Origin of the sequence: Clostridium sp. BIOML-A1, from assembly GCF_009874105.1 — a bacterium.
In the GTDB taxonomy this organism is placed as follows: domain Bacteria; phylum Bacillota; class Clostridia; order Lachnospirales; family Lachnospiraceae; genus Coprococcus.
In genome coordinates, this window is the sequence record NZ_WWTL01000010.1 from 39,255 (window position 1) to 66,121 (window position 26,867).

Annotated in this window: 23 protein-coding genes and 1 other RNA gene; 6 read left to right on the top strand and 18 right to left on the bottom strand. The window is 43.0% G+C overall.

Annotated features, from left to right (window positions below; genetic code table 11):
• Positions 1-48: 48 nt before the first annotated feature.
• The 7 genes from ffs to GT641_RS09120 all read right to left on the bottom strand — a co-directional run bounded on the left by ffs (position 49) and on the right by GT641_RS09120 (position 6,111).
• An RNA gene (ffs, locus tag GT641_RS09090) (signal recognition particle sRNA large type) lies at positions 49-312 on the bottom strand.
• Between the two features lie 658 nt (positions 313-970).
• Positions 971-1,444, bottom strand: coding sequence for a tRNA adenosine(34) deaminase TadA (gene tadA, locus GT641_RS09095; RefSeq protein ID WP_044946014.1), 474 nt, complete (start codon positions 1,442-1,444; stop codon positions 971-973).
• Positions 1,445-1,688: 244 nt separating this feature from the next.
• Positions 1,689-2,774, bottom strand: a complete 1,086-nt coding sequence (locus GT641_RS09100; protein WP_008402417.1) for a DUF6128 domain-containing protein — start codon at positions 2,772-2,774, stop codon at positions 1,689-1,691.
• A 126-nt stretch (positions 2,775-2,900) separates the two neighbouring features.
• Positions 2,901-3,764, bottom strand: a complete 864-nt coding sequence (gene rsmA, locus GT641_RS09105; protein WP_161117351.1) for a 16S rRNA (adenine(1518)-N(6)/adenine(1519)-N(6))-dimethyltransferase RsmA — start codon at positions 3,762-3,764, stop codon at positions 2,901-2,903.
• A 57-nt stretch (positions 3,765-3,821) separates the two neighbouring features.
• Complete coding sequence (locus GT641_RS09110) at positions 3,822-4,610, bottom strand: TatD family hydrolase (protein ID WP_192919827.1); 789 nt, start codon at positions 4,608-4,610, stop codon at positions 3,822-3,824.
• A 19-nt stretch (positions 4,611-4,629) separates the two neighbouring features.
• On the bottom strand, positions 4,630-5,028 hold the full coding sequence (locus GT641_RS09115) for a hypothetical protein (protein WP_008402413.1): 399 nt from the start codon (positions 5,026-5,028) through the stop codon (positions 4,630-4,632).
• A gap of 204 nt (positions 5,029-5,232) precedes the next feature.
• Positions 5,233-6,111 carry a DegV family protein gene (locus GT641_RS09120; RefSeq protein ID WP_008402412.1) on the bottom strand — a complete coding sequence of 293 codons (879 nt, stop codon included), beginning with the start codon at positions 6,109-6,111 and terminating at the stop codon, positions 5,233-5,235.
• Positions 6,112-6,481: 370 nt separating this feature from the next.
• Between GT641_RS09120 and GT641_RS09125 the strand changes: the two genes are divergently transcribed.
• Complete coding sequence (locus tag GT641_RS09125; RefSeq protein WP_008402411.1) at positions 6,482-7,138, top strand: hypothetical protein; 657 nt, start codon at positions 6,482-6,484, stop codon at positions 7,136-7,138.
• Between the two features lie 30 nt (positions 7,139-7,168).
• Here the strand turns inward: GT641_RS09125 and GT641_RS09130 are convergent, their stop codons facing one another.
• From GT641_RS09130 to GT641_RS09140, 3 genes are all read right to left on the bottom strand, one after another.
• A complete protein-coding gene (locus tag GT641_RS09130; RefSeq protein WP_161117353.1) occupies positions 7,169-8,620 on the bottom strand; it encodes a nicotinate phosphoribosyltransferase in 1,452 nt (483 codons plus the stop codon).
• 87 nt (positions 8,621-8,707) lie between these two features.
• Complete coding sequence (locus GT641_RS09135; RefSeq protein ID WP_008402409.1) at positions 8,708-9,325, bottom strand: Maf family protein; 618 nt, start codon at positions 9,323-9,325, stop codon at positions 8,708-8,710.
• Positions 9,326-9,340: 15 nt separating this feature from the next.
• Positions 9,341-10,537 (bottom strand): pyridoxal phosphate-dependent aminotransferase, encoded by a 1,197-nt coding sequence (locus GT641_RS09140; RefSeq protein ID WP_161117354.1) that lies wholly within the window; start codon positions 10,535-10,537, stop codon positions 9,341-9,343.
• A gap of 969 nt (positions 10,538-11,506) precedes the next feature.
• On the opposite strand from GT641_RS09140, the gene malQ reads away from it, so the two are divergent.
• The 4 genes from malQ (at position 11,507) to GT641_RS09160 (ending at position 15,407) form a co-directional block, all read left to right on the top strand.
• Positions 11,507-13,036, top strand: coding sequence for a 4-alpha-glucanotransferase (malQ, locus tag GT641_RS09145; RefSeq protein WP_161117355.1), 1,530 nt, complete (start codon positions 11,507-11,509; stop codon positions 13,034-13,036).
• 15 nt (positions 13,037-13,051) lie between these two features.
• Entirely contained in the window at positions 13,052-13,789 is a 738-nt protein-coding gene (locus GT641_RS09150) for a lysophospholipid acyltransferase family protein (protein ID WP_161117356.1), read from the top strand.
• Between the two features lie 269 nt (positions 13,790-14,058).
• Positions 14,059-14,616 carry a hypothetical protein gene (locus tag GT641_RS09155; protein WP_021944205.1) on the top strand — a complete coding sequence of 186 codons (558 nt, stop codon included), beginning with the start codon at positions 14,059-14,061 and terminating at the stop codon, positions 14,614-14,616.
• A gap of 2 nt (positions 14,617-14,618) precedes the next feature.
• Positions 14,619-15,407 (top strand): CPBP family intramembrane glutamic endopeptidase, encoded by a 789-nt coding sequence (locus tag GT641_RS09160; RefSeq protein ID WP_008402403.1) that lies wholly within the window; start codon positions 14,619-14,621, stop codon positions 15,405-15,407.
• A gap of 204 nt (positions 15,408-15,611) precedes the next feature.
• Here the strand turns inward: GT641_RS09160 and GT641_RS09165 are convergent, their stop codons facing one another.
• The 6 genes from GT641_RS09165 to GT641_RS09190 all read right to left on the bottom strand — a co-directional run bounded on the left by GT641_RS09165 (position 15,612) and on the right by GT641_RS09190 (position 22,187).
• Entirely contained in the window at positions 15,612-16,250 is a 639-nt protein-coding gene (locus tag GT641_RS09165; RefSeq protein WP_119963639.1) for an SAM-dependent methyltransferase, read from the bottom strand.
• Positions 16,251-16,256: 6 nt separating this feature from the next.
• Positions 16,257-16,694, bottom strand: a complete 438-nt coding sequence (locus GT641_RS09170; RefSeq protein ID WP_008402400.1) for a DUF1934 domain-containing protein — start codon at positions 16,692-16,694, stop codon at positions 16,257-16,259.
• Positions 16,695-16,697: 3 nt separating this feature from the next.
• Complete coding sequence (locus GT641_RS09175; RefSeq protein WP_119963638.1) at positions 16,698-17,756, bottom strand: D-alanine--D-alanine ligase family protein; 1,059 nt, start codon at positions 17,754-17,756, stop codon at positions 16,698-16,700.
• Between the two features lie 120 nt (positions 17,757-17,876).
• Positions 17,877-18,680, bottom strand: a complete 804-nt coding sequence (locus GT641_RS09180; RefSeq protein WP_119963637.1) for a hypothetical protein — start codon at positions 18,678-18,680, stop codon at positions 17,877-17,879.
• A gap of 129 nt (positions 18,681-18,809) precedes the next feature.
• The gene (locus GT641_RS09185; RefSeq protein ID WP_161117357.1) at positions 18,810-20,384 is read right to left on the bottom strand and encodes a hypothetical protein; all 1,575 of its coding nucleotides are present in this window, start codon (positions 20,382-20,384) and stop codon (positions 18,810-18,812) included.
• A 222-nt stretch (positions 20,385-20,606) separates the two neighbouring features.
• Complete coding sequence (locus GT641_RS09190) at positions 20,607-22,187, bottom strand: spore germination protein (protein WP_161117358.1); 1,581 nt, start codon at positions 22,185-22,187, stop codon at positions 20,607-20,609.
• 366 nt (positions 22,188-22,553) lie between these two features.
• Here GT641_RS09190 and GT641_RS09195 point away from each other — a divergent pair, with 366 nt between their 5' ends.
• Positions 22,554-23,615, top strand: a complete 1,062-nt coding sequence (locus GT641_RS09195) for a Gfo/Idh/MocA family oxidoreductase (RefSeq protein ID WP_161117359.1) — start codon at positions 22,554-22,556, stop codon at positions 23,613-23,615.
• Between the two features lie 30 nt (positions 23,616-23,645).
• Here GT641_RS09195 and GT641_RS09200 read toward each other — a convergent pair whose 3' ends face one another.
• The gene (locus tag GT641_RS09200) at positions 23,646-25,832 is read right to left on the bottom strand and encodes a hypothetical protein (RefSeq protein ID WP_161117360.1); all 2,187 of its coding nucleotides are present in this window, start codon (positions 25,830-25,832) and stop codon (positions 23,646-23,648) included.
• Between the two features lie 60 nt (positions 25,833-25,892).
• Entirely contained in the window at positions 25,893-26,615 is a 723-nt protein-coding gene (locus GT641_RS09205) for an ATP-binding cassette domain-containing protein (RefSeq protein WP_008402393.1), read from the bottom strand.
• Positions 26,616-26,867: the final 252 nt, after the last annotated feature.

The following is a 26,867-nucleotide window of genomic DNA, read 5'->3' on the forward strand; positions in this document are numbered from 1 at the left end:
TTTGCTATGTTTTTTTGAAAATTTTATAAATATTTTTATCAAAAAAATCCATGCAGTTTTCTCTCGAAACGCCGCCATAAGCGTTACCTTAGCAGTTAACTCAGCCCAGGCACCCTCGCGGCACACAGGAGATTCTCCTTAGTGCTGCTTCGTCTCCGACCTGACACGGTTCGAAGAGTCCTGTTGCGCAAGACCCAGACATCAACGCCACTTACTAAGGGCAGCCCTACAGTGGACATCCCTCAAGAAAACTATCACCCCTGCTATAGCGGATTGCAGGTTCAGGGCACCGCTACTTCCCCGGTTGCATGGAAACTTTATAACATATTCAATTGCACGCCACATTTTTGGCGCATATTTGATTATAAATGACGATCGCACATACGTCAACCTGTTTCTTTGGCAGCGTTTTTGGTGGATTGGGCTGCAGGCTGTGGCAAAGGCTGTTGATCCTCGCAACGTCCCTGTTCATCACACACGCCTGATCCGCTCATGCTCCTGTGCTAACTCGCCCTTCGGGCTCAGACAAGCACCCGCATGAGCTGGCAGCGTGTTCTTCACGTCGGTCCTTTTGCGAATGTCCAAACAGCCTCTGCCACAGCCTGCAGCCCAAATACCGCCCTAACAACACTGAAAAAAGCAGATCAGGCAGGTATGATGAACAGAAACATTGCTGGACAACATATATAAATTGGCAAGTCATGAAATCCGGCTATCGATAAAGCAAGATGCATGTTTAACAGCCGGATTCTGTGACCTGCTGATTTGTATATGGTGTCATTTGCATATGTTTCGTTACGAAGAACACACTGCCAGCGAATGCGGGTGCTTGTCTGAGCCCGAAGGGCGAGTTAGCACTGGAGCATGAGCGGATCAGGCGTGTGTGATGAGTAGAAACATTGCTGGACAACATATATAAATTGGCAGGTCATGAAATCCGTCTATGTTGAACATGCAATCTTCAAAAATTCTACCGCTGACGGCTTCCTACGACCACGCCTTTGCGGAGGTCTGCAAAAAAGTCCTTCATCAGGCTGCTGCACTCCTCCTGACAGATACCATATACTGTTTCTACCTGATGATTAAATGCCGACATATCGAACATATTAAGGATCGAACCGGCGCATCCGGCTTTCTTATTCATACACCCGATCACAACCTTCGGGATCCTTGCCTGTACGATGGCTCCGGCACACATCTGACACGGTTCTAATGTCACATACATCGTACAATCCTCCAACCGCCAGTCACCGAGTTTCTTTGATGCCTGCTCGATCGCCAGCAGTTCTGCATGCGCCAGTGTTGTCTTCTTCAGATTTCTCTTGTTATACCCCCGTGCGATCACCTTATTATCCTTTACGATCACACAACCGATCGGAACATCTCCCTGAACATAAGCTTTCTGCGCCAGCTTAATTGCCTTTTTCATATAAATCTCATACATCTTCCTGTCTTCACCCGACATCTCAGGTTCTGTCCCTTGCCGATCTACGTATGTATCTTTTACTTCATCTTCCCTGTTCCGTATATTCTGATCATCTTCTATCCCCTGTCCTATTACATTTTCTTCTGTATTCTGTTCCATTTTCTTCTCCATGCCGGCATCCTCCGTCATTCAACCTGCGCTCTTCACCATGCCGTTTTTTTTTATCATTCAATAAACATTATTTTATGCCACAGCTCTTTTTTTATTTCAGATCCACCACCCAGTAGCCAAAGCTTCCTGTCTTGATCCTTGTCTCCTTCACCGGAATAAAACGATCAAATCCAAAGATTCCTGCGAGATACTTCTCTTTGGATGAATACTCTCCCGGCACTCCCAATATGTATCCGTTCGTATCTTCTTCATCAAACAGCACCCTTCCGAGCATCAGATATTTATAACTGTAAAATCCATGTGTCAGGAAGCTATTCACCCCCAACCGCCAGTTATCCATGTTCAGCAATCCGATATCGTTCGGATTGATCTTTACACACTCGATCACTCCGTTTTCTCCATCCGGACAATTCGGCAGGAGCGGAAGCTTTTCCCGGTTCGCCATCAGTTCTGCCGCTCTTCCGTCTTCTTTCATTGTTTCTAAAACCTCGGCTGCCGTTACTCGTTTCTCCGTTTCTTCATCGGCCCGGGAAAATATCTTTTCATCCGGAGACTCCTCCGATTCCGGCAAAACGGTTTCCGAGTTGTCTGTATCTGTATGTGCCGTTTCTTTCACCTCTGAAGCCATTGTCTCCGTCTCAGATTCGCTGTCCATGTTTTCTGATTCTGCCATCGTCTCGGACACGATTCTTCTCCGATCATACTCTGTTACTGCAATTCCGCGGGCAGCTTCTTCCTCCCGTCTGGCAAATGCCTGACTGTAGTCCACAGTATTATCTGTCCATGAAGAACAGAAAATATCACTTTCTTCTTCGCCCATCCGCCTTATGATAATGCCGCTCCACGCTGTGATCGGCCGTCCGGTCTGATTGACATTATTCCAGTCAAAGGTAAAGCAGCCTTCTCCCCTGCCGGATTTCATGTTCAATTTCCCAAGATACAGAACAGCCGGAATCATACCGTCCGGCACTGCCTCCGGATATTCCTCCGGGTCCGCAAGCGTCTCACGATACAGATAAACCGAATATAAGCCCTCTTTCTTTACCTGATCCTTAAGATTCACCTGCATTTTACCTTTCTCATTCTGCTTCTGCACCTTTGCAAATCCAACATTTTCACATTTATCATAATTGTGATATCTGAAAATATATGATATAAATCTGTTCCAGTAAACCATAGATACCTCCGCCTCTTTTTTCTATCTGACATTTTTCATCTGACAGGAAATCATGTCTGCTTCCGCTATTATCCCTGAAAGACAAGCCTTACTTGTATCTATGCATTTTTTCTGTAACTTATTCCTTTATTCTTCGGAAATAGTATCACTTAACTTTGCAAATTCTGCCAGCGTTAAACTTTCTCCCCGAACATTTGCGGCAAGTCCCATTTTTTCCAGAGCTTTCTCCACCTGTGCTTTTGAATATGGAAGCTCGGGGCTGTTTGCGATTCCGTTCTGTAACGTCTTTCTTCTCTGGTTAAAGGATGCCCGGATCAGCTTGAACATCAGGCTCTCATCCTTTACCATCACCGGCGGCTCCTCATATCTGGTCAATCGGATCACCGCAGATCCTACACCCGGTCTCGGGATAAAGCAGTTTGGCGGTACATTTGCTGCAATATATGGTTTTGCATAATACTGAACCGCAAGTGACAACGCACCGTAATCTTTCGATCCCGGTCCTACCTGCATCCGGTCTGCTACTTCCTTTTGTACCATGACCGTAATTGACTGTAATGGTACATGGCTTTCAAATAAGCCCATAATGATCGGAGTTGTAATATAATACGGCAGATTGGCAACGACCTTGATCGGTTTACCACCGTTTTCTTCCTCAACCAGTCGGTTGATATCTAACTTCAATATATCTTCATTAATAACCGTTACATTATCATATTCCGCCAAAGTCTCCCCAAGGATCGGGATCAGATTTTTATCGATCTCAACCGCGATCACCTTTCCGGCCGACTCTGCCAGATACTGTGTCATCGTTCCGATTCCCGGTCCGATCTCCAGTACCAGATCATCCTTCGTGATCTCCGCTGCATTTATGATCTTTGTGATCACATGGTCATCGATCAGAAAATTCTGACCGAACTTCTTCTGAAATGCAAACTCATATTTCTTTATTGTCTGTATCGTAACCTGCGGGTTACTTAATTTCTCCATGCTCTGTCCTCCATCTATGCATTCTTACGCTTTCATCTTATCACGCAATCATTCTTCCTACGCCTCTGCCTGCATATTTTCTTCCATTCTGTACAGCTTCAGACTGTTTCTGAATGTCACGTCATACACATCTTCTTCCGTAACTCCCTTTAATGCTGCGATCTCTTTTGCCACATAAGGAATATTAAGGGCAGAGTTCCGTTTTCCACGGAATGGTACGGGTGACAGATACGGCGAATCCGTTTCTAATACGATGCTGGTAAGCGGAATGGCTTCCACCACCTCTTTCAGCTTACGTCCATTGTTAAATGTCACTACACCGCCAACGCCGATATAATATCCCATCTTAATATATTCTCTTGCAATCTCTGTACTGTATGAAAAACAGTGAATGACGCCACCGCAAAGTCTTCCCTGCATCTCTTTCATGATATCCATGGTATCCTTTGCCGCATCCCTGCTGTGGATCACAACCGGAAGCTTCAGTTCTTCTGCCAGCTCCAACTGCTTTCGAAACCAGTGGATCTGCACCTCTTTTGGCACATCCTCATGGAAATAATCCAGCCCGATCTCTCCGATCGCCTTTACCTTCTCATCTGCTGCCATCTGCCGATACATCTCGATCGCCGCATCTGACAGCTCCGGTGCATCATCCGGGTGCGTTCCGATCGCCGCATAGATAAAATCATATCGGTGTGCAAGCTCAACGGATGCCTTTGAGGTCACTATATTAGCCCCTATATTCATTACATATCGGATATCCTGTCTCTGAAATTCCTCTAATAACCGCTCTCTGTCTGTATCAAACTGTTCATCATCATAGTGTCCGTGTGTCTCAAATATCATCTTCATATTCCTCGGTCATTTATTTTCTCAGACTGCTCCAGTCTGTATGCTTCGCTGCATCCCATTCTTCTTTCCGGCTCTCATACTGCTCATTGAACCAGTCTACTGCCGCAAGCTTTCCATCCTCCGAAAACGGAAATTCCTTTGTCAGCTTCTTTTCATCATCCGTATTCTCGTAACTGAACGGCTCCGGCCAGACCGTTGCCATCAGAGTTCCGGCATTCTGTACTTCTTTCGGTTTAAAAAATACATTTTCAAGCGGATTTCTGGCAAGGCGGAACCGCATGCCCTGATAACTTCCCTTAAATGCCTTTCCATACAAATAATAATTAATATGATAAAATGTTGTTTCTTCAATCTTTGGTGTGTCACCCATATCTCTCATCTGCCTTTCATCTGCCGGCACATTTTTCTTCATTCTTTTAAGTATACACTACTAAGATCAGCATATGCAACCAACTGTTGTCATTCTTTACGCCAATCGGCTTCCTTTATGCCGCACAATTCATCTTTTTCTTGCCAGTCAATCCCCATACAAAAAGACCCTTATCCACATCGGTTCTTGTATATCTGCTTCCGCTCCTGTGAACAAAGGTCTTTTCTATGAAAATCTATATTCTGTTTATGCTTCGTCTTTTACCATAAAAATAACTCCGGCTACCTTTGGTCCTGCATTGGAAGCAACCGCTGCTCCGATCTGGAAGAAATCGTCCGGCGCATAACCAACCTTTTCTGTCATCTTGGCAGCCAGTTCATCCCTGCATACATCATCGCATCCATATACGATCTGATATGGCGAACCCGGAAGCATCTCTGCTGCTGAGACATCTGCCATCTTTGCCAGTAATTTCTTCTCGCCGCGGCATTTGAATGCTGTAACGATCTCATTTGCCCATATCTTCATGATCGGTTTTACGCCAAGTGCATCACCGACCAGTGCTGCGGCACTCGGAATACGTCCTGATTTTGCTGCATATTTCAATCCATAAATACCGAAGTAGATCCGTCGTTTCGGAAGAATGTCTGACAGATAAGCAGTGATCTCATCCACTGTTTTTCCTTCTTCTGCCATCTTTGCTGCCTGCACAACCGGATATCCATACTGACCGCTGTATCCAACACCATCAAAGATCCGGATCGTTCCTTTTCCTGCATACTCCGGATGCTCCTCAAAGAATTCATTCTTTGCCATGACTGCATTATCATGGGTAGCAGAACCTTTTTTATTGATGCTGACAAATATAATTTCTGTATATCCTGCATCAAACTGCTCCTTATACAGCTCGTCGAACTGGAATGCTGTGATCTGCGCCGTCTTTGGCAGTTCGTTTGGATTTTCCTCCATTATCTTATAAAAACCGGCATTGTCAAAATCGACTCTGCTCATATAAGATTTGTCACCGACCGTTACCGGAAACGGAAGGATTAATATATTATATTTCTGTTCCTCAGCAGTTGAAATATCACTGGCTGAATCTGTTATGATCCTGATCTTGCTCATAGGTAAAACCTCATCTTTCTATTTGTAAACCGGCACTTCAAAACTCTTATACACTCTACTAATTCCAAGTTTCAAAAATGCCTGTATCCCTTAACTTTTTATAATATAGATGATTCGAACAGCAAATGTCAATCGTAGTTTCTATATAGAAAAGCCATGGTTTTCGGGGCTTTGTAACATGGTTTGAAAGACTAGATATTTTATTTTACTTTTTGAGGAAGACTCCCTATCCGGCAGTAAATTGTGTTACAATGAAATCCATAAACAAACTTGAAAAGCAATGTATATGAGCTTCGCATATGCAATATATTTGAAAATTGCGCATATACAGACAGGGGATTCTTTCATCATTACATAAGGGGATAAAAGCATGCTTACTTTAAAGGCAAAAGATTCGGAGTCATCCGAAAATGAACCAATAATAGAAACTGACATTTTTCAATCAGATGCAGACCCATCTGATTCGCCGTATTCACAGGAATATTTTGATCTGATGGATATGATCGATAATACAGGCAAGCAGATCGAATATTATAAAATGGTATATACTGCTGAGATCGATGGTCTGGCAAAAAGGCGGCACAGCCTGAAAACACATTTTCTTTATAATGTCGTATTTCTGATCTGCCTGATAATATTTGACTCTCTTTTTTCTAATATTATGTTAAGTGGTGGCGGAGTTGTCATGCAGACGTATGAAGGCTGGATCGCCGTAGGTGCATTAATTCTCGGCACGATCTATATGATCTGCCGTGTGATCCGAGCCTATATCATCTATCAGATCAATGTCCGTGCCGGCTTCATGACTGATTATCTGCAAAAGCATGACATCCACACCATGATTGAAGAAGAAGCTTATTGCAGGAAGATCCTTCAACAGATGCTTGGCTACGAGACGACTCTGGCTCATATTACAAAAGCTGTCCCTAAAACAACAACAGAGATCAACGCTGCTATGAGCGAGATCTCTGCTATGAATTTTGATATTAAAGATTTTCATTATAACGCCGGTCGGACGATAAAATAATATATATTTTCTGATCTGACCATTCCTGCATCAATGTCTACTGTTTAGCAGCTTCTGTTTCAGGTCATATAACGGCTTTGACAGATCGACAAATACTTCCTGCGGATTTACCAGTCGTCTGGTCTCATCCCAGAGTGTGTTCAGTTCTTTCCGGCAATACTCCCGGATCTCCATCGTGGATGGATTCTGATATACGCACTGTCCCTTTAAGAATACCGGGACAAGCATCTCACGGATCTCATAAGAACCACCCGGAAGTGTCGAACGCTTCCATGTAGCCATCTGGTCAAATATCTCCAGATCTTCCGCTTCATTATATGTCTCATCGGAAAGTGCGATCAGATCCGCCTTGATCTTTCCGGTCTCTTTATTATACAGACGGAACACCGTCTTATTTCCGGGATTTGTGATCTTCGCCGGATTCTCTGATATCTTGATCTTGGCTGTGAATTCTTCATCCTCCGGCTTCTTGATCGCCGCAAGCTTATAAACACCGCCAAAAGATGGATTATCTGCCGACGTGATCAGGTTGGTTCCAACGCCCCATGACGTGATCGCTGCACCCTGATTCTTCAAACTGTTGATCAGATATTCATCCAGATCAGAGGATGCTGCAATGACTGCATCCGGATATCCCGCTGCATCCAACATTTTTCTGGCTTTCTTAGACAGATATGCAAGGTCACCGGAATCCAGACGGATTCCATATCTGGTCGGCATCTTTCCCTCTGCCTTCATCTCATCAAATACCCGGATTGCATTTGGCACACCGGATTTCAATGTGTCATATGTGTCAACCAACAATGTACATGTATCCGGATATAATTCCGCATATCTCTTAAATGCTGTATATTCATCCGGGAAGCTCATGATCCAGCTATGTGCATGTGTCCCAAGTACAGGCACGCCGAACTGCTTACCGCAGATTACATTTGAGGTTCCGACACAGCCACCGATAACTGCCGCCCTCGCACCGAAGGTTCCGGCATCCGGTCCCTGCGCACGGCGAAGTCCGAATTCCATGATACCATCCCCTTTTGCTGCATAGCAGACTCTGGATGCCTTTGTAGCGATCAGACTCTGATGGTTCACAATATTTAACAATGCGGTCTCAACCAACTGTGCTTCCATGATCGGTGCAACCACCTTCACAAGTGGCTCATACGGAAATACTACAGAACCTTCCGGAATCGCATAGATATCACCTGTAAAATGAAATCCTGCAAGGTAATTCAGAAATTCTTCATCAAACATATTCAGACTTCTTAAGTAATCAACGTCTTCATAGGAAAAGGACAGATTCTTGATATAGTCGATCACCTGTTCCAAACCACAAGCGATCGCATAGCCGCTTCCGGATGGATTTTTTCTGTAGAATGCATCAAATACAACGATGTCATCTGCTTTCTCACGGAAATATCCCTGCATCATCGTCAATTCATAGAAGTCTGTTAATAAGGTAAAATTTCTTTTTTCGTCCATATCTCTGTCCTCCTGCCTTTCTTTTTTCAGCAGTTTATAATCTCTACTATTCTATCATACATGATCGGCACATCGTTTTCTCACACATTACTGCCCATATAACATCTCATTTAACTCATGGTACAACCGGGAAAGCGGAAGTCCGACAACATTGTCATAACTGCCCTTGATCCCTTTCACAAACAGACCACCCTGTGTCTGTATCCCATAGCTTCCTGCTTTGTCAAACGGATCTCCCGTCGCAAGATATCCGGTGATCTCCTCATGCGTCATCGGATAAAATGTAACCTCTGTATTTTCGTAAAATGTCTTTGTCCGGCATTTCTCTCCGTCATAATACATAATAGAAACACCTGTATATACATTATGTGTCTGTCCTGACAAACTATTCAACGTATTATATGCATCGTCATAATCAACCGGTTTTCCAAGGATCCTGCCATTTAATGCGACGACCGTATCGGAACCGATCACGATAAACGGCTGTGTCTCTGCTTCCGTACCGGCATGGTCTGCACATACCTTTTTATATACATTTTCTGCCTTTCTTCCGGCAAGTTCCATCACCATATCCTTTGGAAAACGGATATCGGTAGCTTCATCGCAGTCACTTGGCATAACCGTAAATGTATAACCGGCTCTTTCAAGCAGCTCTTTTCTTCTCGGTGAATTCGATGCAAGTATGATCGGAATCTGTGTAACCATGATGTTCTCCTTTGATTACTCCATCTCTTTTGCAAGCTTCATTGCTTTTTCAAATAACGGAAGTGCGCGTTCTACCATCTCCGTTGTGGTACAGTAAGCAAGTCTCATATGTCCCGGACACATAAAGCTGTCTCCCGGTACCAGGATCAGATCCAGCTTGCTGGCTGTCATACGACAGAATGCATTTGCATCCGCGATCGGAGTCTTTGGGAACATATAGAAGGTTCCGCCCGGTTCTACACACTCATATCCCATATTTGTAAGCTCTTTATATAAAATATTCTTATTCTTCTCATAAATTGACAGGTCAGCTGTCTTATCGATCACTTCTGCCACACCAAGCTGGATCATGGATGGCGGACAGTTATGTCCTGTAAATCTGGAGATCTGACCACACATCAGAACGATCAGCTTCGCATCCTTACATTTCGGATTTACCGCTACATATCCGATACGCTCACCCGGAAGGGAAAGTGATTTACTGAATGAATAACAGCAGATACTGTTGTCATAGAAGGATGAAATAAATGGCGAATCCGTTCCTTCAAATACGATCTCACGATAAGGTTCATCGGAGATAATATAGATATCATGTCCATATTCCTTCTGCTTTTCTTCCAGAATTGCAGCCAGCTTCTTGATCGTCTCTGTTGAATATACGATACCGGATGGGTTATTCGGAGAGTTAATAAGAACTGCCTGTACATTTGGATTTAAAAGCTCCAGAAATGCATCAAAATTAATCTGAAAGGATGTAATATCCGCCGGCACGATCTTAAGCACCGCACCTGTTCCGTCAACATATGGAACATACTCAGGGAAATATGGAGCAAATGTGACCACCTCATCTCCCGGCTTTGTTACACAACGAATCGCATGTGCGATCGCACCTGCTGCACCGGAGGTCATGAAAATATCATCTGCTGTATATTCCATTCCAAATCTTCTGTTTAAAGAATCTGCAACCGCTTCTCTGACGGACATAATACCAAGTGTCGGACTGTATCCGTGAAGCGTCAAAGGATTTTCTTCTTTTAACATCCGTTCCAATGTCTCTGTAAACTCCGGACATACCGGAACAGAAGGATTACCGATCGTAAAGTTATATACATTTTCCTTTCCGATCTCTGCCGCACGTTTTGATGCATACTGCGCAAATTCTCTTATTATAGAACCTTTGGTTGTCATATCTGCATATTTTTCCGAAATCATACCTGTCATCCTCCGTCTGTTGTGAATTTAATAATGGAAGTATACCGCCGAAAAGGCAAAAAAACAAGTGGTAATAAATCGGGGAAAAGACTTATTACCACTTGCAAAAAATGAGGGGAGAGAGGATTCAAATAAATGAAAAACTCTTACAATACATAGTATATAAGGGATGTGTGTCTAAATTGTGTTCATTTTCTGATGTGTTTATAAACTAAAACTGACATTTTTGTTTAAGATAAAAGCCTATCGGCTCAGTGATTAGCGGTCGGCAAATGCAGTTGTGCAAGCACACTGCACTTGCCTCGTCGCTATAACAAAAAACAAGTGGTAACAAACCGGGGAAAGATTTATTACCACTTGCAAAAAATGAGGGGAGAGAGGATTCAAATAAATGAAAAACTCTTACAATACACAGTATATAAGGGAAGTGTGTCTAAACTGTGTTTATTTTCTGATGTATTTATGAAGATCATAAACAAAACTTTATAAAGCTAACACAACCTGTCTGCCCGCCTCTGTCGGTCTCCTTGGCTGGTATGGGTGACTGGCATGGGCAGTTGGTCTCCCCACTATAAATGGCTTGCTGCGATTTCTGTTCGTTGCACATGCCTGATTCGTAAATACTCCTGTGCTAACTCGCCTTCGGCTCAAACAAGCACCCGTATTTACTGGCAATGTGCATCTCACGACGAAATTCTCGCTGATGCCATATTATAGTGGGGAGACCAACTGCCCATGCCAGTCACCCATACCAGCCAAGGAGACCGACAGAGGCGGGCAGGCGGACTGCGACTTCCCCCAATTTCAGGCTTGTAAGAATAATTCGTTTTATGTATAATAAACCGTACGGTGTTTTTTCCACACCGCCTTGATTTTTCAAGGAAAAATGAGGTTTTATGATGTTCGGGCAGACAGATATATCTGACCAGACCAAAAACGTCAATATAATAATAGGAAAAGAGGATAAACATGTTAGAAAACAACCATGAAAAAAAGCCAAAGAAATACGCCGGTATTCTGGCACATCCGACTTCATTTCCAAGTCCTTACGGAATCGGTGATCTCGGAAAAGGTGCATACCGGTTTATAGACTTTCTGGCAAATTCGGGCTTGAATCTGTGGCAGGTGCTTCCACTTGGACATACCGGATTTGGTGATTCACCATATCAGCCATTCTCCGCATTTGCCGGTCAGCCGTTAATTATTGACCTTGATGCATTAAAAGAATACAAGCTTCTGTCAGAAAATGATTTTACCGATATGCCGGAATGGGATCCCATCCACATCGACTACGGAACCTTGATCACTTTTAAGACAAAGCTGTTAAAGCTCGCTTACGAACGTTTTACTGATCCTGACTATGAGGACGGATTGTCAACAGACGAGGAACAGATGGCAGCATTTGCTTCTTTCAAAAAGGATTCCTCCTGGCTCGCTGACTACTCCCTGTTTATGGCAGGTAAGGATTTCCATGAAGGAATGCCTTGGTATATGTGGGAAGATTCCCTGAAAGCACCTACCAAAAGACAGCGTACCACATGGGAAAAGAAGCTTGCAAATGAGATCGGTTACTATGATTTCATCCAGTTCTTATTCCATACACAGTGGATGGCGATCAAGGAATACGCAAATGAAAAGAACATCAGCATCGTAGGTGATGCTCCGATCTTCCTTGCATGGGACAGTGCCGATGTATGGAGCCATCAGGAGCTTTTCATGCTGGACTCAAAGGGATACCCAACTGAAGTTGCCGGTGTACCACCTGATTATTTCTCAGAGACCGGACAGTTGTGGGGCAACCCACTGTATAACTGGCCAAAGCATACCGCTACCGGTTATGAATGGTGGATCGAGCGAATCAAATACCAGCTCACTCTGACAGATTTCTTAAGAATTGACCATTTCAGAGGATTTGACCGGTACTGGGCTGTACCTTATGGCGAAGAAACCGCCATCAACGGAGAATGGAAACCCGCTCCCGGTATCAACTTCTTCACACAGTTACAGGCAAATCTTGGCTATGACCTTCCGATCATCGCTGAGGATCTGGGTGAGATCGACGATTCTGTTATCGAATTGCGTGACAAATTCAATCTGCCTGGCATGAAGATCTTACAGTTTGCATTTGAGAATCCGGAAGAAAATGATTTCCTTCCGCATAATTATACAAGAAACTGTGTATGCTACACAGGAACACATGACAATGACACAACATTTGGCTGGTATCAGAAAGCATACGAAGCATCCAAGGACAAGCTTCGCCGCTATTTCAGCACAGATGCCAGTGATATCTGCTGGGTTATGATCCGTGCATGTTTCTCGTCTGTCGCAAATATGGCTGTTGTTCCTATGCAGGATGTTCTGAAATTAGATTCATGGGCTCGTCTGAATACTCCAGGTGTAGGGGAAGGCAACTGGGCTTGGCGCTTTGAGGATAAAGACATGGATACTAAATTAGAAGAACGTCTATTTGAGACAGCAAAACTCTACGGCAGATAGAACAGGAGGATATATTTGAGAACCATTATTACTGTACTGTTTGCAGTACTTGGAATCATATTTTGTTTTCCATATCATCTGTATCTGAAGCAGCTTGCAAAAAAGGATCAGGACAAAGCTTACATCAAGGCTCAGAAGCTGGTAAAAGGATTTTTCGGAGCAGTTATGTTCTTAACCGGATGTAAACGAACAATTATTGGCAAGGAAAATATTCCTACCGACCAACCGGTCATGTTCGTTGGTAATCATCGAAGCTATTTTGATATTTTATCCTGTCACAATGCAATCGATATGCCGCTTGGCTTCATGTCCAAGGACAATATCAAGGATATACCTCTGCTTTACAAATACATGGATGATATCGGATGCACATATCTGGATCGTACCGATCTGAAAAAGGGTCTGGAAACGATTTTGCAGACTGCTGATATCATCAAATCCGGTCACTCCATGATGATCTTCCCGGAGGGAACAAGAAATAAGGGCGACGAACTGCTGCCATTTAAAGACGGTGCATTCAAGATCGCTCAGAAAGCCGGATGTCTGATCATTCCGGTTGCTATCTGCGGAACAGACAAATGTATGGAAGCGAATAAACATAATTTTCTTCACAGCAGCAAGGTTGTGATCGAATTCTTAGAGCCGGTTGACATCCGTGGATTGAAGCCGAAGGAACGTAAAGAGGTTCTGGATGCAATCCCCGGTAAGATTCAGGCAGCCCGGTTAAAAAATCTGCCTATGACAGAAAAATAATATAATTGCAAATTGTATATATATTTGATTACTTTGACTTGCCAATACAGGGACATTTGAGTCCGCCGGTCCTTAGATGGCGCAGAAGCGGCATCTTAGTACCGCTGCAGGAGTAACTGAGATCTTAGCGAGGTATTTTCGAGCTTAGTTCGAAGTTATGCAGCGCAGAAACGAGCGGAAGCGTTCCCTGATTGGTAAGGTCAAAAGTAATCATAATATATACAATTTGCAATCACAGACAAATAATGAAATATAAGGAGGAACTTATTATGCCTTGGTGGGGATGGATGTTAATCGTCATCGCAATATTAGTTGTAATCTTAGTAGTACTTTACATAGTAGGAAACCGCCTGCAGAAAAAGCAGAGCGCACAGAAAGAAGCTATGCTTCAGGCTGCACAGCCTGTCACGATGCTGGTCATCGATAAAAAGATGCTGCCTATGAAAGATGCAAATCTTCCGAAACAGGTATTGGAATCAACTCCAAAGCGTTACCAGAAAGCCAAGCTTCCTATCGTTAAAGCCAAGATTGGCCCACAGATCATCAATCTGATCTGCGACGATGGAATCTTTGATGTTATGCCTGTCCGTGGCGAAGTTAAAGCTATGGTCAGCGGTATCTACATCACAAGCGTTAAGAATGTTCGTGGTAAGAAAGCACCGGAGCCTGCAAAGAAATCATTCAGCCAGAAGCTTCGTGCAAAACAGAAGAAATACGAGCAGACTTATGAGCAGGAAACTGCCAGCATGAAACTCAGCAAAGAAGAAAAAGCCGCAAGAAAAGCAAAGGCAAAGGAAGAGAAAGAAAGGGCAAAGAAGATCCAGTAATCATGATAAATACTCGTGTCGACCTCAGAAAATTAGTTATTACCTGTCTGGTTCCGGTTACCGCATTACTGATACATAATATTGTCTATCTTGCAGGCACCCGGATCTGTGATCTTACAGGCAGTCAGACTGATTCTGTCGGCAGTATCACATCATGTATTTCATATATTCTTTGTATCTGTATTTTCGGATATTTTTATCTGTCCGATCATTCAAAAACAAAGCACGCAGGAAAGAAAAATCCTTTCCTGCGTGCTTTTGTTATCTTTATTTTACTGCTGATCCTTGGTATCAGTCTTCAGCTCTTAACAACCTGTATTCTTCGTCTGATCGACACTTATAGGCCGGAGCTTCTAATCTCATACCATGAACGGGTACAGCGGTCATTTTCCATCAACAATGGAATCATCCGTATCTGTACAGTCACACTTCTCGCACCGATCGCAGAAGAATTCGCCTTCCGGGGAGTGGCACTGAAGCTGTCTGTCTCTGCATTTCACACGAAGCATGCCGCCCTCTGTGCAATCCTGTTCACAGCATTCTGTTTCGGCTGCTATCATGGAAATGTCGTTCAGTTCTGCTACAGCGTTCCGGCCGGAATCATTCTGGGCTGTCTTGCCGTATGGTCAGGCTCCCTGGTCCCAGGCATGATCCTTCATATAATCTTAAACGCTTCTTCCTATGTGATCGGAAGTATAGCGATCTCCCCCTCTATACTGTGGGGAATCATCGGAATCACCTGTATCCTGACTGCAATTTGCATGACTGCTATATATAATGTGTATAAATAAGGCGGTCTGACTGGCAGTAGGGCTGTATATTGACATTGGCGAAGATTCCGTAATGAAATGCACATTGTCAGTAAATACGGGTGCCTGTTTGAGTCCGAAGGACGAGTTGGCACAGGAGTATTTACGAATAAGACATGTGCATTGAATAGGAATCGTAGCAAGTCAATATACAGCCCTACTGCCAGATAGACCGCCTTATTTATTCTACACTACAAAATATCGTGACAAATGATATACCAGAACCTTCTCATCCGGGTCTTCTTCATAACCGGACAATTTGATCATCTTCTTTAAAACGAACAGGTTGCAGTCACGGATTGCTTTCTGATATTCAAATGTCGGATAGTAGATCAGAAGTTCAATATCTCTTGGCTGTCTCCGTACCGATGCGATGATATTATCCAGTACCTTCTTGAAGGTTGCGCTGGAAAATGGATTGAAGAAATAGAAATAATTGTCTTCATCTCCGATCTCATATGCCTCCGCTTCCACATTCAGGAACTGCATCCGTTCCTCCTGATCAAGGAATTTGCTCTGATAGCTTGCGGCATTTGTCAGAAGTCTGTCATAGACCCTGGCATTGTTCTCGATTCCAACCGTCCGGCAGTAATGTCTGGAATTACAGTAAAAAAGCACTCTGCCAAGTCCACAGCCAAAATCCACAAGCGTATCTTCAGGCTCCATGCTGATCTCATCGAACATCGTCACCAAATCATTATAATATGTAACCTCATAATTATTATCTTCTTCGTTCACCGGAAGACATACATCCATATCTCCAAATGCTGTCTCCGCGATCGTTTCAATCCCCAAAAAGCTATCGAAGGATTTCTCACTACCCATATATATTTATACCCCTTCGTAGTCCGCAGTCACATTCAGACTGCAATCCGTAATATAATCATTGTTAAAATCAATACAGTAACGAATATCAATCCGAATCCCCTTCTCGGACTGCTCCATATGATATTCCTCCGTACAGATATTCATACAGATCGGTCCGACCGGAGTTACATAATGCACTGAGCTGTTCTTCTCACGGTCAAATAACATAACCGTGTTCACACTGCCACGTTTCGTCAGCTGAAGCGCATGCTCATCGAATCGCAGAAGATTCTTCACCGGTTCTTCCACATCTTCAATGAATTCGTCATATTTGATATAGCGGTTTCCGTTTTTCTCAGAGTATGTTCCCCGCGTCTCAAGCTCCAGAACCTCCGGCTCATCATCCGCTCCGGCAACACTCTGTACACCCGTTACTTTTATCTTTATATCTCTCGTCGTCATAAATTATCTTTCAAATGCCATCTCAATTAAGGTATTTACAAGGGTCTTGATATCATATCCCTCTGCATCCCACAGCATCGGATACATACTGATCGATGTAAATCCCGGCAATGTATTTACTTCATTAAATATTACACGATTGGTGTCTTTCTCAAGGAAGAAATCCACACGGGCAAGTCCAAAGCCGTCAATCGCATTAAAGATACGGATTGCTTCTGCACGGATCTCGTCCTCAGCTTCTTCCGGTATATCCGCACCGATGATCGTCTTGGAATCTGCATTGTTGTATTTTGCATCAAAATCATAGAAATCTGCATCTGCAGCGGCAAGGATCTCGCCAACACCGGATGCCTTTGTATGATTGCCATATCCGAGTACGCCACATTCCAACTCTCTGCCAACGATCGTCTCCTCGACAAGGATCTTAGAATCATGGTTGAGTGCCTCATGCAGACCAGCCTCTAACTCGGCTCTGTCATGTGCCTTTGTAACACCCTTTGATGAACCTGCGGATGATGGCTTTACAAATACCGGATAATTCAACTCGCTCTCTACCCGATCCATCGCAACATCCAGATCATCAAAATCATCTTCTACTACAGGAACGAATTTTGCCTGTGTTACATTGATATGATCAGCAATGATCTTTGTATGGAATTTGTCCATTGCAGCAGCCGATGCAAATACACCACAGCCCACATATGGAATGTCCGCCATCTCAAACAATCCCTGAATCGTACCGTCTTCTCCATATAAACCATGCAAAACAGGGAAAATAACATCTACAGGCTCCGCATAGATTCTGTCGCCATCTTTTATGATAATCTCTTTTGCAGAATCCGGTGAAATCACTGCACGAACCTGACTGTCGTACCAGCTTCCGTCAGCAATACTCTCAATGCTGTCAGCCTTCAGCCATTTTCCATCCTTTGTGATTCCGATCAGTGTCATATCATATTTGTCCGTATCCACCGCTTTGGCAACTGTCTGAACTGAAATGCATGAAACTTCATGTTCCGATGATCTTCCTCCAAAAATAACTACCAGTTTTTTCTTAGCCATATTCCCTTGAGCTCCTTTGAAATATATAATCAAAATATCTCATATCATACCACAACCACCTATATAATTCAAGGATTCCGGGGATTTAGGAGTAGGTTTAGGAGTAGGTGGAAAAGTCAGTCATAATCTTTTCAACGTCACACACAAAGTCTCATAATACCCAGCCGGATAAGCAACGCCATTCAATGTTGCTGCCGGGAGGCTCAAGTATTCAAAGGCTGACCAGGCAGTAACCGGGATGCCGTATTCTTCTGCACTTTCCTCTGCACAGGCATCGATATATTCTTTGCTCAGTATCAGATTCTTTCGCACAATGCTTTTCTCCTGATCGTTATAGTCTGCGCCAAGTTTCTCGGCTATGCCATAAAGTACCGCCTGCTCAACATATGAAGTAAATTCATCCAATTGCTTATCCGATAAATTCTCATTTCCCTCATATCTTATCCGAATCCGGATAACATCTGATGTTTTATTCTGAGCATTCATTTTGCTCTCCACAAGCTCCGCTTTTGAATTTCCTGCTATGTCATCATACATTGCTTCCAGTTCCTGTAACTGCTTCTGTGTTTCATACGCATTTAATGTTGTGCCATCCAGAATCCGAAATGCAGTCTGGATATCATTTGACAGTTCTGTATCCTGACCATCCGAAGGCTCAAGACCATTTACCACCTGCTGGCTCGATCCATCATTCTTACCGTCTGTCTGTGAAGTTTTGTCACTGGTTATTCCGGCATAATTTTCCTCTGTACTGTCATAGGCTATATCTTCATTTTCTTCCGCATATTCGATCAGGTTCATCACCTGCTCTACGCTGTTTTTCGCGCTGTATAATCTTTTCAGTGCTCCCATTTCCACATATAATGTTCCACAAAATAAACCGATCAGGATTCCGGCAACTGCCGCCCTTACTGCTCTACCCATTTCCATAACCTCCATTTTTCTTTATTTACACTAACGAAATATCTATATCTGATATATTTAAATTCCTTTATTATTGAAACAAATTCTGTTTCACACTCTTTATCAATAACTAATACTTTAAACGAATGTCTACTCCCCCAGTGTCGCCAGACACTCTCCTTTGTAATGCGTTGCGATATATTTCCGGATGCTGCCGGACGCTTCACCCTGACAAAGCGAATCGGTGCAGATCACTTCTACATAATTCGTCACAAATTCTTTTATCAGCTCCGGATACATCTGTCGCAGGGTTTCTTCGGAATCCACCACGATATATTCAACATGGCTCAGATCAAGGCTCCGGTCATGCGCCTGATCATATTCAGCCCGTGCCTGCTGCAGGCTCTCCGCAACAACCGGATACTCCCGCTCCTCCGATTCGGCTGCTGACTCCGCTCCCTCCAGACTGTCTGTAACAAATGTGTACTCGTAGCCCCCTTCCGTCTCAGAGATCATAACCACCCGGAGATAGTCTACCGCTTCAATGGATCTGTCCATGCATCCGGACAACATACAGGCGATCAGAACTCCACCGATCACTTCTGCAGCCATCTTTGCAAGCTTCCCCGGATTTGTCCGTTTTCTCCCTGCAAATGCCGGTACAAGAACAGACAAAGGAATATCCACAGCAGCAATGTAGCTCATGAATGCCCGGCCGGCATCCCGTTCTCCAAGGAACCGGTCCATCCACAAAAACAACAGAAACAAAACAACCACACAGCCGCCTCTTATCCACAGGCTTCTTTTCTCTTCCATATCTTCTTCTGCCGAATATTTGTTTTTCTTCTGTGTCTTATCCTCAAATGTATCGTTTTTTTCTTCCATCACTTTTTTATCCATTGCATTATCAGAATCACATCCATGTAACTCTGTACTCTTATCATTCCCGACTGCTCTCATCCCGCCGCTCTTTCTCCATACACAGATGATCTTCCAGATCTCATCCACAAACTGACAAATGAATACAATGTGGATAGCCAGAAGCAAGAGTCCGAAGATTATAAGCAGATAACAGGCGAGTAAACCGAGCCTCGCATTTGCACCTCCGGGGAACATCATCGCACCCACAACATTTAGTATTCCCTTTGAGCCAGCTGTTCTGCCCTGCAAGCCAAGCAACGATATCACAAAACAGGAAGCAACAAGGGCTAACACAACCGGAACAGATACCGTCCACACCAGCATCCCACGTCTTCGTTTCTCTACTCTCAGATAAAGATACATGACAAATTCCAGCATACATAACCCTACGATCATCAGATACCCTTTTAGCAAAACCTGACATATCGTGTTACATGCAGATGCCTGCATCTGGAATTCTACATATTCTTTTAATCCGGAAAAATCTGCATTCCAAAATCCACAAATGACAAACAGCACCAATGTGATCCCGATTCCGATCACACTTGCTTCCGCAAATCCGATATAACCACGCAGACCCTTTCCTGCCATATAGAAAAGTGCCAGTAATACCGGAATAACCAGAACCGTTCCTGTATAATCCGGCAGCATCAGGATCCGGCTCCCCTGTACAAAGAAATAAAGCAGAAAAAGAACCCGAATTACATATCTGATCACATAAATAGACGCAATAGCCACTTTTTTCTTGTTATTCCATACTTTTGCACCCGTTATCTCTGTCTTTTCTTTAGCCGGATCTGACATTTTCACTACACCTGAAAGCGCAAGATGTAGTAGCACCACATAAACTAAAGCAAGCATTAGCATTAAAAAAAGTGATAAAATTCCGTTATTTTTTGAAAAATCCGTCATAATCTGTACTATATTCCAGAAAGCAATCGGAAAAATCAGGCAAGTTCCCGTTATAAAAAGCTGTCGAAATGTCACATTTCTATAATCCATATATTGATTCACACCCATTCATCATTACTTTTTGCGAAGCCTCCTGCGTTCTCTGTGGTTCGCCCATGCCGGCCGAAAGACAAATTTTTTGATTGGTTTACGAAGGATAAAATCTTCCATTCCATCCTCTGCATAGCCACAGGTTACAACCGGTGCCATGTATGGAACACCAAAGCTGTTCAAACCGGCAAGATGATAAATCAATAAAAGCATCACCAGAAGAAAGCCATACAGTCCAAAAAAAGCAGCCGCCAGTATGGTAAGAAATTTCAAAAGACGGAACACTGAGGCAAAGGCTTCATTTGGAATTGCAAAAGAAGCAATTGCCGTCAACGCAACTACGATCACCACGATCGTACTGACAATCCCTGCTTCCACTGCAGCCTGTCCAACGATCAGACCACCAACAACACCGATCGTATTTCCCAGCTGACTCGGCAGACGGATTCCTGCCTCCCGCAGCAATTCAAACAACAACTCCATGATCAAAACCTCTAACACGATCGGAAAAGACAACTGATTTCTTGCAACTGCAATCGCATAGAGAAGTTTATCTGGTATCACCTCCCGGTGATAACAGGTAACAGCTATATAGAAGCCCGGCAGCCCCACCGCGATAAATGCCGCTATATAACGAATGATTCTGGCAAAAGTTGCAACCGGCCAACGGTTATAATAATCATCGGCAGTCTGGAATAATGTATTGATCGTCGCCGGCGCGATCAGAACCTCCGGCGAATTGTCAAATACAACTACTACCCTGCCATCTGCCAGTGCTGCTGCCGCTTTATCCGGTCTGGTTGTTGACTGGAATACCGGAAACGGTCGGTACCATTTCTTCTCCATCAGATGTTCTGCCATTCCACTGTCAAATATGGCATCTATCTCATATTCATTCATCCGTTCTTTCACCTGTTCAACCAGCTTCTTCTCTGCAATATCCTCAATATACATGATTCCATACTCGGTTCTGGAACGAACACCGATCGTATTCTGGATCAATTTTAATCTTGTATCTTTAATCCTCCGCCGAATAAGGGCTGTCGATGTACGGATACTTTCATTAAAACTATCCCGCGGACCACGCATTCCACCCTCGGTAGAACTTTCTTCCACTCCACGTACCGGCAGCTTCTTGGAAGACACAACAAACGCCTGATCTGCATCCGATACAAATACCGCTGTGTCTCCTTTTAATATCGAAAACATCACATTTTTGAAGTCATTTTCTGTCTTTATATCCGCCGATTGTGTCTCAAATGAATCCATTGCCTCCCACAGGGAACTGCCATGCTCATGCCGCCACTCCCAGGTCACCGGCTTAATGATCGTATCCTCAATCAGACCATTGTCACATAACCCATCAATGTACACTACATAGATTGCTCCTACCGAAGCGGATGTCTCATCTGCTGATCCGGTGGTATCTTCTGCATACACATCCATTCCGGTTCTTCTTACTGTAAACCGACGTTCCACGATGTCTCCCCAATCAGCAAACAGCGACTTTACCCGGCTGATATTTGCATCTATGTCTTTATCGATCCGGCTGTCTGCACTATAAATTCCGCCTTCCGCATCTCTGTCTTTCCCCAAACGTTCCACCTCCCGCTGCTCCTATGTATATTTATATTTTTTTACGCCTCCGAACGACTTTTCCGTAACCTTATTCCTCCTTGATCTAACTATTGCTTGTTTTATTTTCTTACTATTTCCAGTATTGCCAGTAACCCTCTGAACTATACATATGACGCAACATTGGATCATGCGAAAATGATCATTACGATTGGATATACTTGCATAAGTCCCAAAAAACTCCTATAGTAATTATATAAAATTATGGAATTGCTCACACACGACGAAACCCGGCAACATTCAAATAGCTTCCGTTTCATCAGCGCCATATAGAATTTAACCGGAAATATAGAAATACCATGACTTCACAAACCACCCGGAAAGGAAACGAAAAAAATGATAAAATCAGATAATATATCCGACAACAAAAAACATACAACAGATCCAATTTATAAATCAGACAACAGAAATGCTACGGCAACCCCAGACACCAGATTAGAAAACAGGAAACTACGCCTTGCCATCCTCGGTGCAGGCGGTATCGCCTGCAAGATGGCGGAAACCGTCAACCGAATGGAAGAAGTGGTGCTCTATGCTGTAGCAAGCAGAACAGAAGAAAAAGCCAGACAATTTGCAGATACTTATCATGCATCCAAATGGTATGGCTCTTATGAAGAAATGGTTGCTGATGACGGGATTGATCTTGTCTACGTTGCAACTCCACACTCCCACCATAAAGAGCATACGATGCTGTGTCTGAATCACAACCGGGCTGTTCTGTGCGAAAAAGCATTTGCCGTAAATACAAAAGAAGCCGAAGATATGATCCGGCTTGCAAAAGAAAAGAATATATTACTGGCAGAAGCGATGTGGGTTCGCTATATGCCAATGTCATTTACCTTAAAAGAGATTATAGATTCCGGCGTTATCGGAAAAATAACAGGCCTGACCGCAAATCTTGGTTATTCCCTGATGCAGGTAGAACGTCTGATCCGCCCAGAGCTTGCCGGTGGCGCACTCTTAGATCTTGCACCATATACCTTAAACTTTGCGACCTGGGTGCTTGGCGACAACGTATCTGTGATCCATACAACGATGACTCCGCACGAAACGGGCGTAGACAAAACAGAATTTATCAACCTGATATACACGGATGGTGCGATCGCTGGTCTGTTCACAACTATGGAATCAGCAACCGACCGACGCGGCGTGATCTACGGAACGAAAGGCTACATCGAAGTTGACAACATCAACAATTACGAAGCATTCCGTATATATGAAAATGACCGCCGACTGGTTCAGACGATCAACTGTCCTGCCCAGATCAGCGGCTATGAATACGAAGTGCTCGCCTGTAAGCGAGCACTTGAAAAAGGTCTGATTGAATGTCCTGAAATGCCGCATGAACACACTTTATATATCATGCGGTTATTTGATGAGATACGAAAGAACTGGTAACAGCAGATAAAAATCCCACTATGTAAATATTTACCTCAACACCATATTACCTGACAGCAGTTGAACCAATGGATAATATTTTGCGGCAGTAAATCCTGACAGATATAATAACAACGGCAGAAGTACAACCGCTGCTGCGCAGAATATTGCACCATTTGTATTCCTAATCAATTTTCCAACCAGAACATACAGACCTGTCAATATCAGAATAGTGAGTAACCGAATACCATATACCAGCAGAAAATACCCTGTAATACTGGTGGATATACTGACATGTTCCAGATACGGAAGTGACTGCGCCAGATATTTTCCACCTGTCAGCCCAATCTCACTCTTTACCCACATTAATTCCGGCAGATAAACCATGATATATGTGACAAGAACAGTCAAGAATAACCGAACTGCTTTGATCACATGAAGTTTCCTGTAATTCTCTGTAATATCAATAATGCCATTAATCTTATATCTGTAATCTTCCAAATACAGAAATGCAGTTGTAAGCATTAATACAACAATAATCTTTGCTGCATTCATTACATCATCCTTATAATCTCTACCACCAGCAAGAATATTCCAGCCTCTGTTATAGACAAATCCCATCTGCTCCAATACAGCAGGATCAGCTTCTGTAATCTGCGATGTAATTCCACATTGCCCCTTAACATAATCTACATATTCCTGACAACGATTAAACCCTTCCTCATTTTCAAACTGTTTATTCAGTTCTCTCCATCTTTCACTATATTCTTCTTCTGTTATCTTCCCTGTATCGTAATCCTGCTCAACCTGATCTCCATCTTTATGGAGATTTGCATACCGTTCTGCCTCTGAAGTTATATAATCTAGCTTTCCCTGTGTGATTACTCCCTCAATTTGACTGATATAGTATTGGTACACATATTCATTTGTGCTCCACCTTACAGATTTGTTCTGATATATATACACCTGAAATATAACCAGCAACAGAATAACAAATATCATTTTATATCCCAGCCATAACTTATAACCTTCCAGTCTCCATACTGAGGAAAATATCCTGCGGGATTTCGTACCTTTTTTTCGCAATCGTATACGACTCTCCCGATAATCACTGCTTCCCTCCAGATAGATCACCGACGATATGATAAGAAATCCTGCCAACAACACTGCACAGATAATACAGTCCAGATAGATCGCAGGCTTTGCATGGGATATCAGGTTATAATTCTCATATTGGAAAAATTTGGTTGTATCCAGCATTGAAAAAATAGAGAATCGATATAAAAATGTCAGATTCAGTTTCTCTCCCAATACAGAAAACAACAATTCTACAAACATGGCAACCGCCGTCCATACACATAGCATAATCTCATTCGAAGAAATAACTGCAAATGTGAATAATGCCGCAAGAATCACAGAAAAGATCAGAATTTTCACCACACAGACAAGAACAGCAAATGTACCAATTCTGCATGAAAAACCATATCCGATATAGTCCATCAGGCTCTGTACCGGCGCTGACAGATCCACAGCTCCAAACTTCCATTCTGCAACCAAAAAATTGCTTAAGGATATACCTGCTACAAAAAGTGCCATATAGACAACTGCTGCCGCATACTTAGACAGCAATAATCGACTGTCTCCATTCCATGTTGTCTTATACAGATTTGCCAGACCATTCTTCTTATCACGTAGTACCAGCTCCAGCACCAGCACAACAAGAAAAAAGAAGATCAGAATATAACTTCCTGTAAAATTTAACGCCTTACAGACTCCATATCCTCCAACAAAAAATACTTCTGTTCCCACAAGTCTCTCAAAATCTTTCTTCGTCCGTTCCAGATTACTGATCGAGAACTTTGTCTGAAATATGGAAATCGCCTGGTTCTTCTCCGCATCCTCGATAATCTGCTGCAAATATTCGTCATATGTAGTACTTGCCGTATATTCATCATATAACTGTTTATAGGTCTCTGATTCCGGATCTTCCATATACATATCCATAATAGAATCCGAATCTGTCCGAAGCCTTGTATACACCGTGCTGTCTACCTCATCTGTATCAAAAGCTACAGTCAGCAAACCAACATTCATAACCAGGAACAACAGAAAACACAATACTAATTTACGGTTATATATAATAGCCCGCATTTCATTCATAAAAAATCGAAAAAAACCGCCCCTGCGTTTGGAATAATTGATGTGAGCAGCTTTTTCCTCTGGTTTTGATTTATACATATCGTCCTCCAATTCCGCAAACCGTCACCCTCTCTGTAAAAAATGACTGGTATGCAAAAGCTACTCTCCAAATATACTAAGATATACATCTTCCAAATCAGGATTTTCTTTATCTGTAATTCTTCCGGTCAAAATCTCAGGTGCTGCCATCTCGATCAGTACACCCTTTTTAAGTAACATAATCTGACTTGCTATGTCCTCAATATCCTGAACAACATGAGTTGCAATCAGAATAATTTTTCCTGTAGAATTATCATGGATCAGATTTCTCACATGGATTCTCTCCTTAGGGTCAAGTCCTGCCGTCGGCTCATCGAATATTATAATCTTCGAGTCTCCAAGAAATGCCTGTGCGATCAGAAGTCTCTGCTTCATACCACCGGAATATGTTCCAACTTTCCGATCTAATACGTCAAGAAGATTTACCTTTGATGCGTATTTCTCAATCTCATCATTCAGCATCTTCTTCTCTACTCCCTTCAGTAGCCCCATGTAGGCAAGAAACATTCGTCCGGTATAAAACGGATAGATCTCCTGCTGCTGTGGCATATAACCGATCAACCGCTGATATTCCCGTTTTAAGTCATGAATATTCGTTTCATCCAGATAGATCTCTCCTGTGGTCGGTTTGATATTCCTTGTAATCAATTTCATCAAGGTACTTTTTCCTGCCCCGTTCGGTCCAAGTAAGCCATAAATCCCTTCTGAAAATGTCATCGAAAAATCATCAAGCGCTGTTGTATTTTTATACTCTTTCGAAATGTGTTCCAGTTTTAACTCCATACGTTCATCTCCCTTACTGCTTTCTGATCCGTAATTTTCAATTTTGCAAATCTCAAAGTTACAATCTACTGTACATTAATAAGTAACTTTGGTCTTTCCATATGTTTTCTATACCTTCAAACACACTATTTACACTTCTATTTTTCTCTATTCTCCTTTATTTCGTATTTACATACATATGAAAAAGCGGTATATTTATCTCATGTACTTTTTCATAAGTATATATGGCTACGAGGCTCTGGTTCTCTTCGC

Excerpts from the sequence above, each read along its gene's own strand:
- tadA (WP_044946014.1), bottom strand. The coding sequence starts at position 1,444 with ATGTATGAGATTTATATGAAAAAGGCAATTAAGCTGGCGCAGAAAGCT.
- GT641_RS09100 (WP_008402417.1), bottom strand. The coding sequence starts at position 2,774 with ATGGTTTACTGGAACAGATTTATATCATATATTTTCAGATATCACAAT.
- rsmA (WP_161117351.1), bottom strand. The coding sequence starts at position 3,764 with ATGGAGAAATTAAGTAACCCGCAGGTTACGATACAGACAATAAAGAAA.
- GT641_RS09110 (WP_192919827.1), bottom strand. The coding sequence starts at position 4,610 with ATGATATTTGAGACACACGGACACTATGATGATGAACAGTTTGATACA.
- GT641_RS09115 (WP_008402413.1), bottom strand. The coding sequence starts at position 5,028 with ATGAAGAAAAATGTGCCGGCAGATGAAAGGCAGATGAGAGATATGGGT.
- GT641_RS09120 (WP_008402412.1), bottom strand. The coding sequence starts at position 6,111 with ATGAGCAAGATCAGGATCATAACAGATTCAGCCAGTGATATTTCAACT.
- GT641_RS09125 (WP_008402411.1), top strand. The coding sequence starts at position 6,482 with ATGCTTACTTTAAAGGCAAAAGATTCGGAGTCATCCGAAAATGAACCA.
- GT641_RS09130 (WP_161117353.1), bottom strand. The coding sequence starts at position 8,620 with ATGGACGAAAAAAGAAATTTTACCTTATTAACAGACTTCTATGAATTG.
- GT641_RS09135 (WP_008402409.1), bottom strand. The coding sequence starts at position 9,325 with ATGGTTACACAGATTCCGATCATACTTGCATCGAATTCACCGAGAAGA.
- GT641_RS09140 (WP_161117354.1), bottom strand. The coding sequence starts at position 10,537 with ATGATTTCGGAAAAATATGCAGATATGACAACCAAAGGTTCTATAATA.
- malQ (WP_161117355.1), top strand. The coding sequence starts at position 11,507 with ATGTTAGAAAACAACCATGAAAAAAAGCCAAAGAAATACGCCGGTATT.
- GT641_RS09155 (WP_021944205.1), top strand. The coding sequence starts at position 14,059 with ATGCCTTGGTGGGGATGGATGTTAATCGTCATCGCAATATTAGTTGTA.
- GT641_RS09160 (WP_008402403.1), top strand. The coding sequence starts at position 14,619 with ATGATAAATACTCGTGTCGACCTCAGAAAATTAGTTATTACCTGTCTG.
- GT641_RS09165 (WP_119963639.1), bottom strand. The coding sequence starts at position 16,250 with ATGGGTAGTGAGAAATCCTTCGATAGCTTTTTGGGGATTGAAACGATC.
- GT641_RS09170 (WP_008402400.1), bottom strand. The coding sequence starts at position 16,694 with ATGACGACGAGAGATATAAAGATAAAAGTAACGGGTGTACAGAGTGTT.
- GT641_RS09175 (WP_119963638.1), bottom strand. The coding sequence starts at position 17,756 with ATGGCTAAGAAAAAACTGGTAGTTATTTTTGGAGGAAGATCATCGGAA.
- GT641_RS09180 (WP_119963637.1), bottom strand. The coding sequence starts at position 18,680 with ATGGGTAGAGCAGTAAGGGCGGCAGTTGCCGGAATCCTGATCGGTTTA.
- GT641_RS09185 (WP_161117357.1), bottom strand. The coding sequence starts at position 20,384 with ATGTCAGATCCGGCTAAAGAAAAGACAGAGATAACGGGTGCAAAAGTA.
- GT641_RS09195 (WP_161117359.1), top strand. The coding sequence starts at position 22,554 with ATGATAAAATCAGATAATATATCCGACAACAAAAAACATACAACAGAT.
- GT641_RS09200 (WP_161117360.1), bottom strand. The coding sequence starts at position 25,832 with ATGTATAAATCAAAACCAGAGGAAAAAGCTGCTCACATCAATTATTCC.
- GT641_RS09205 (WP_008402393.1), bottom strand. The coding sequence starts at position 26,615 with ATGGAGTTAAAACTGGAACACATTTCGAAAGAGTATAAAAATACAACA.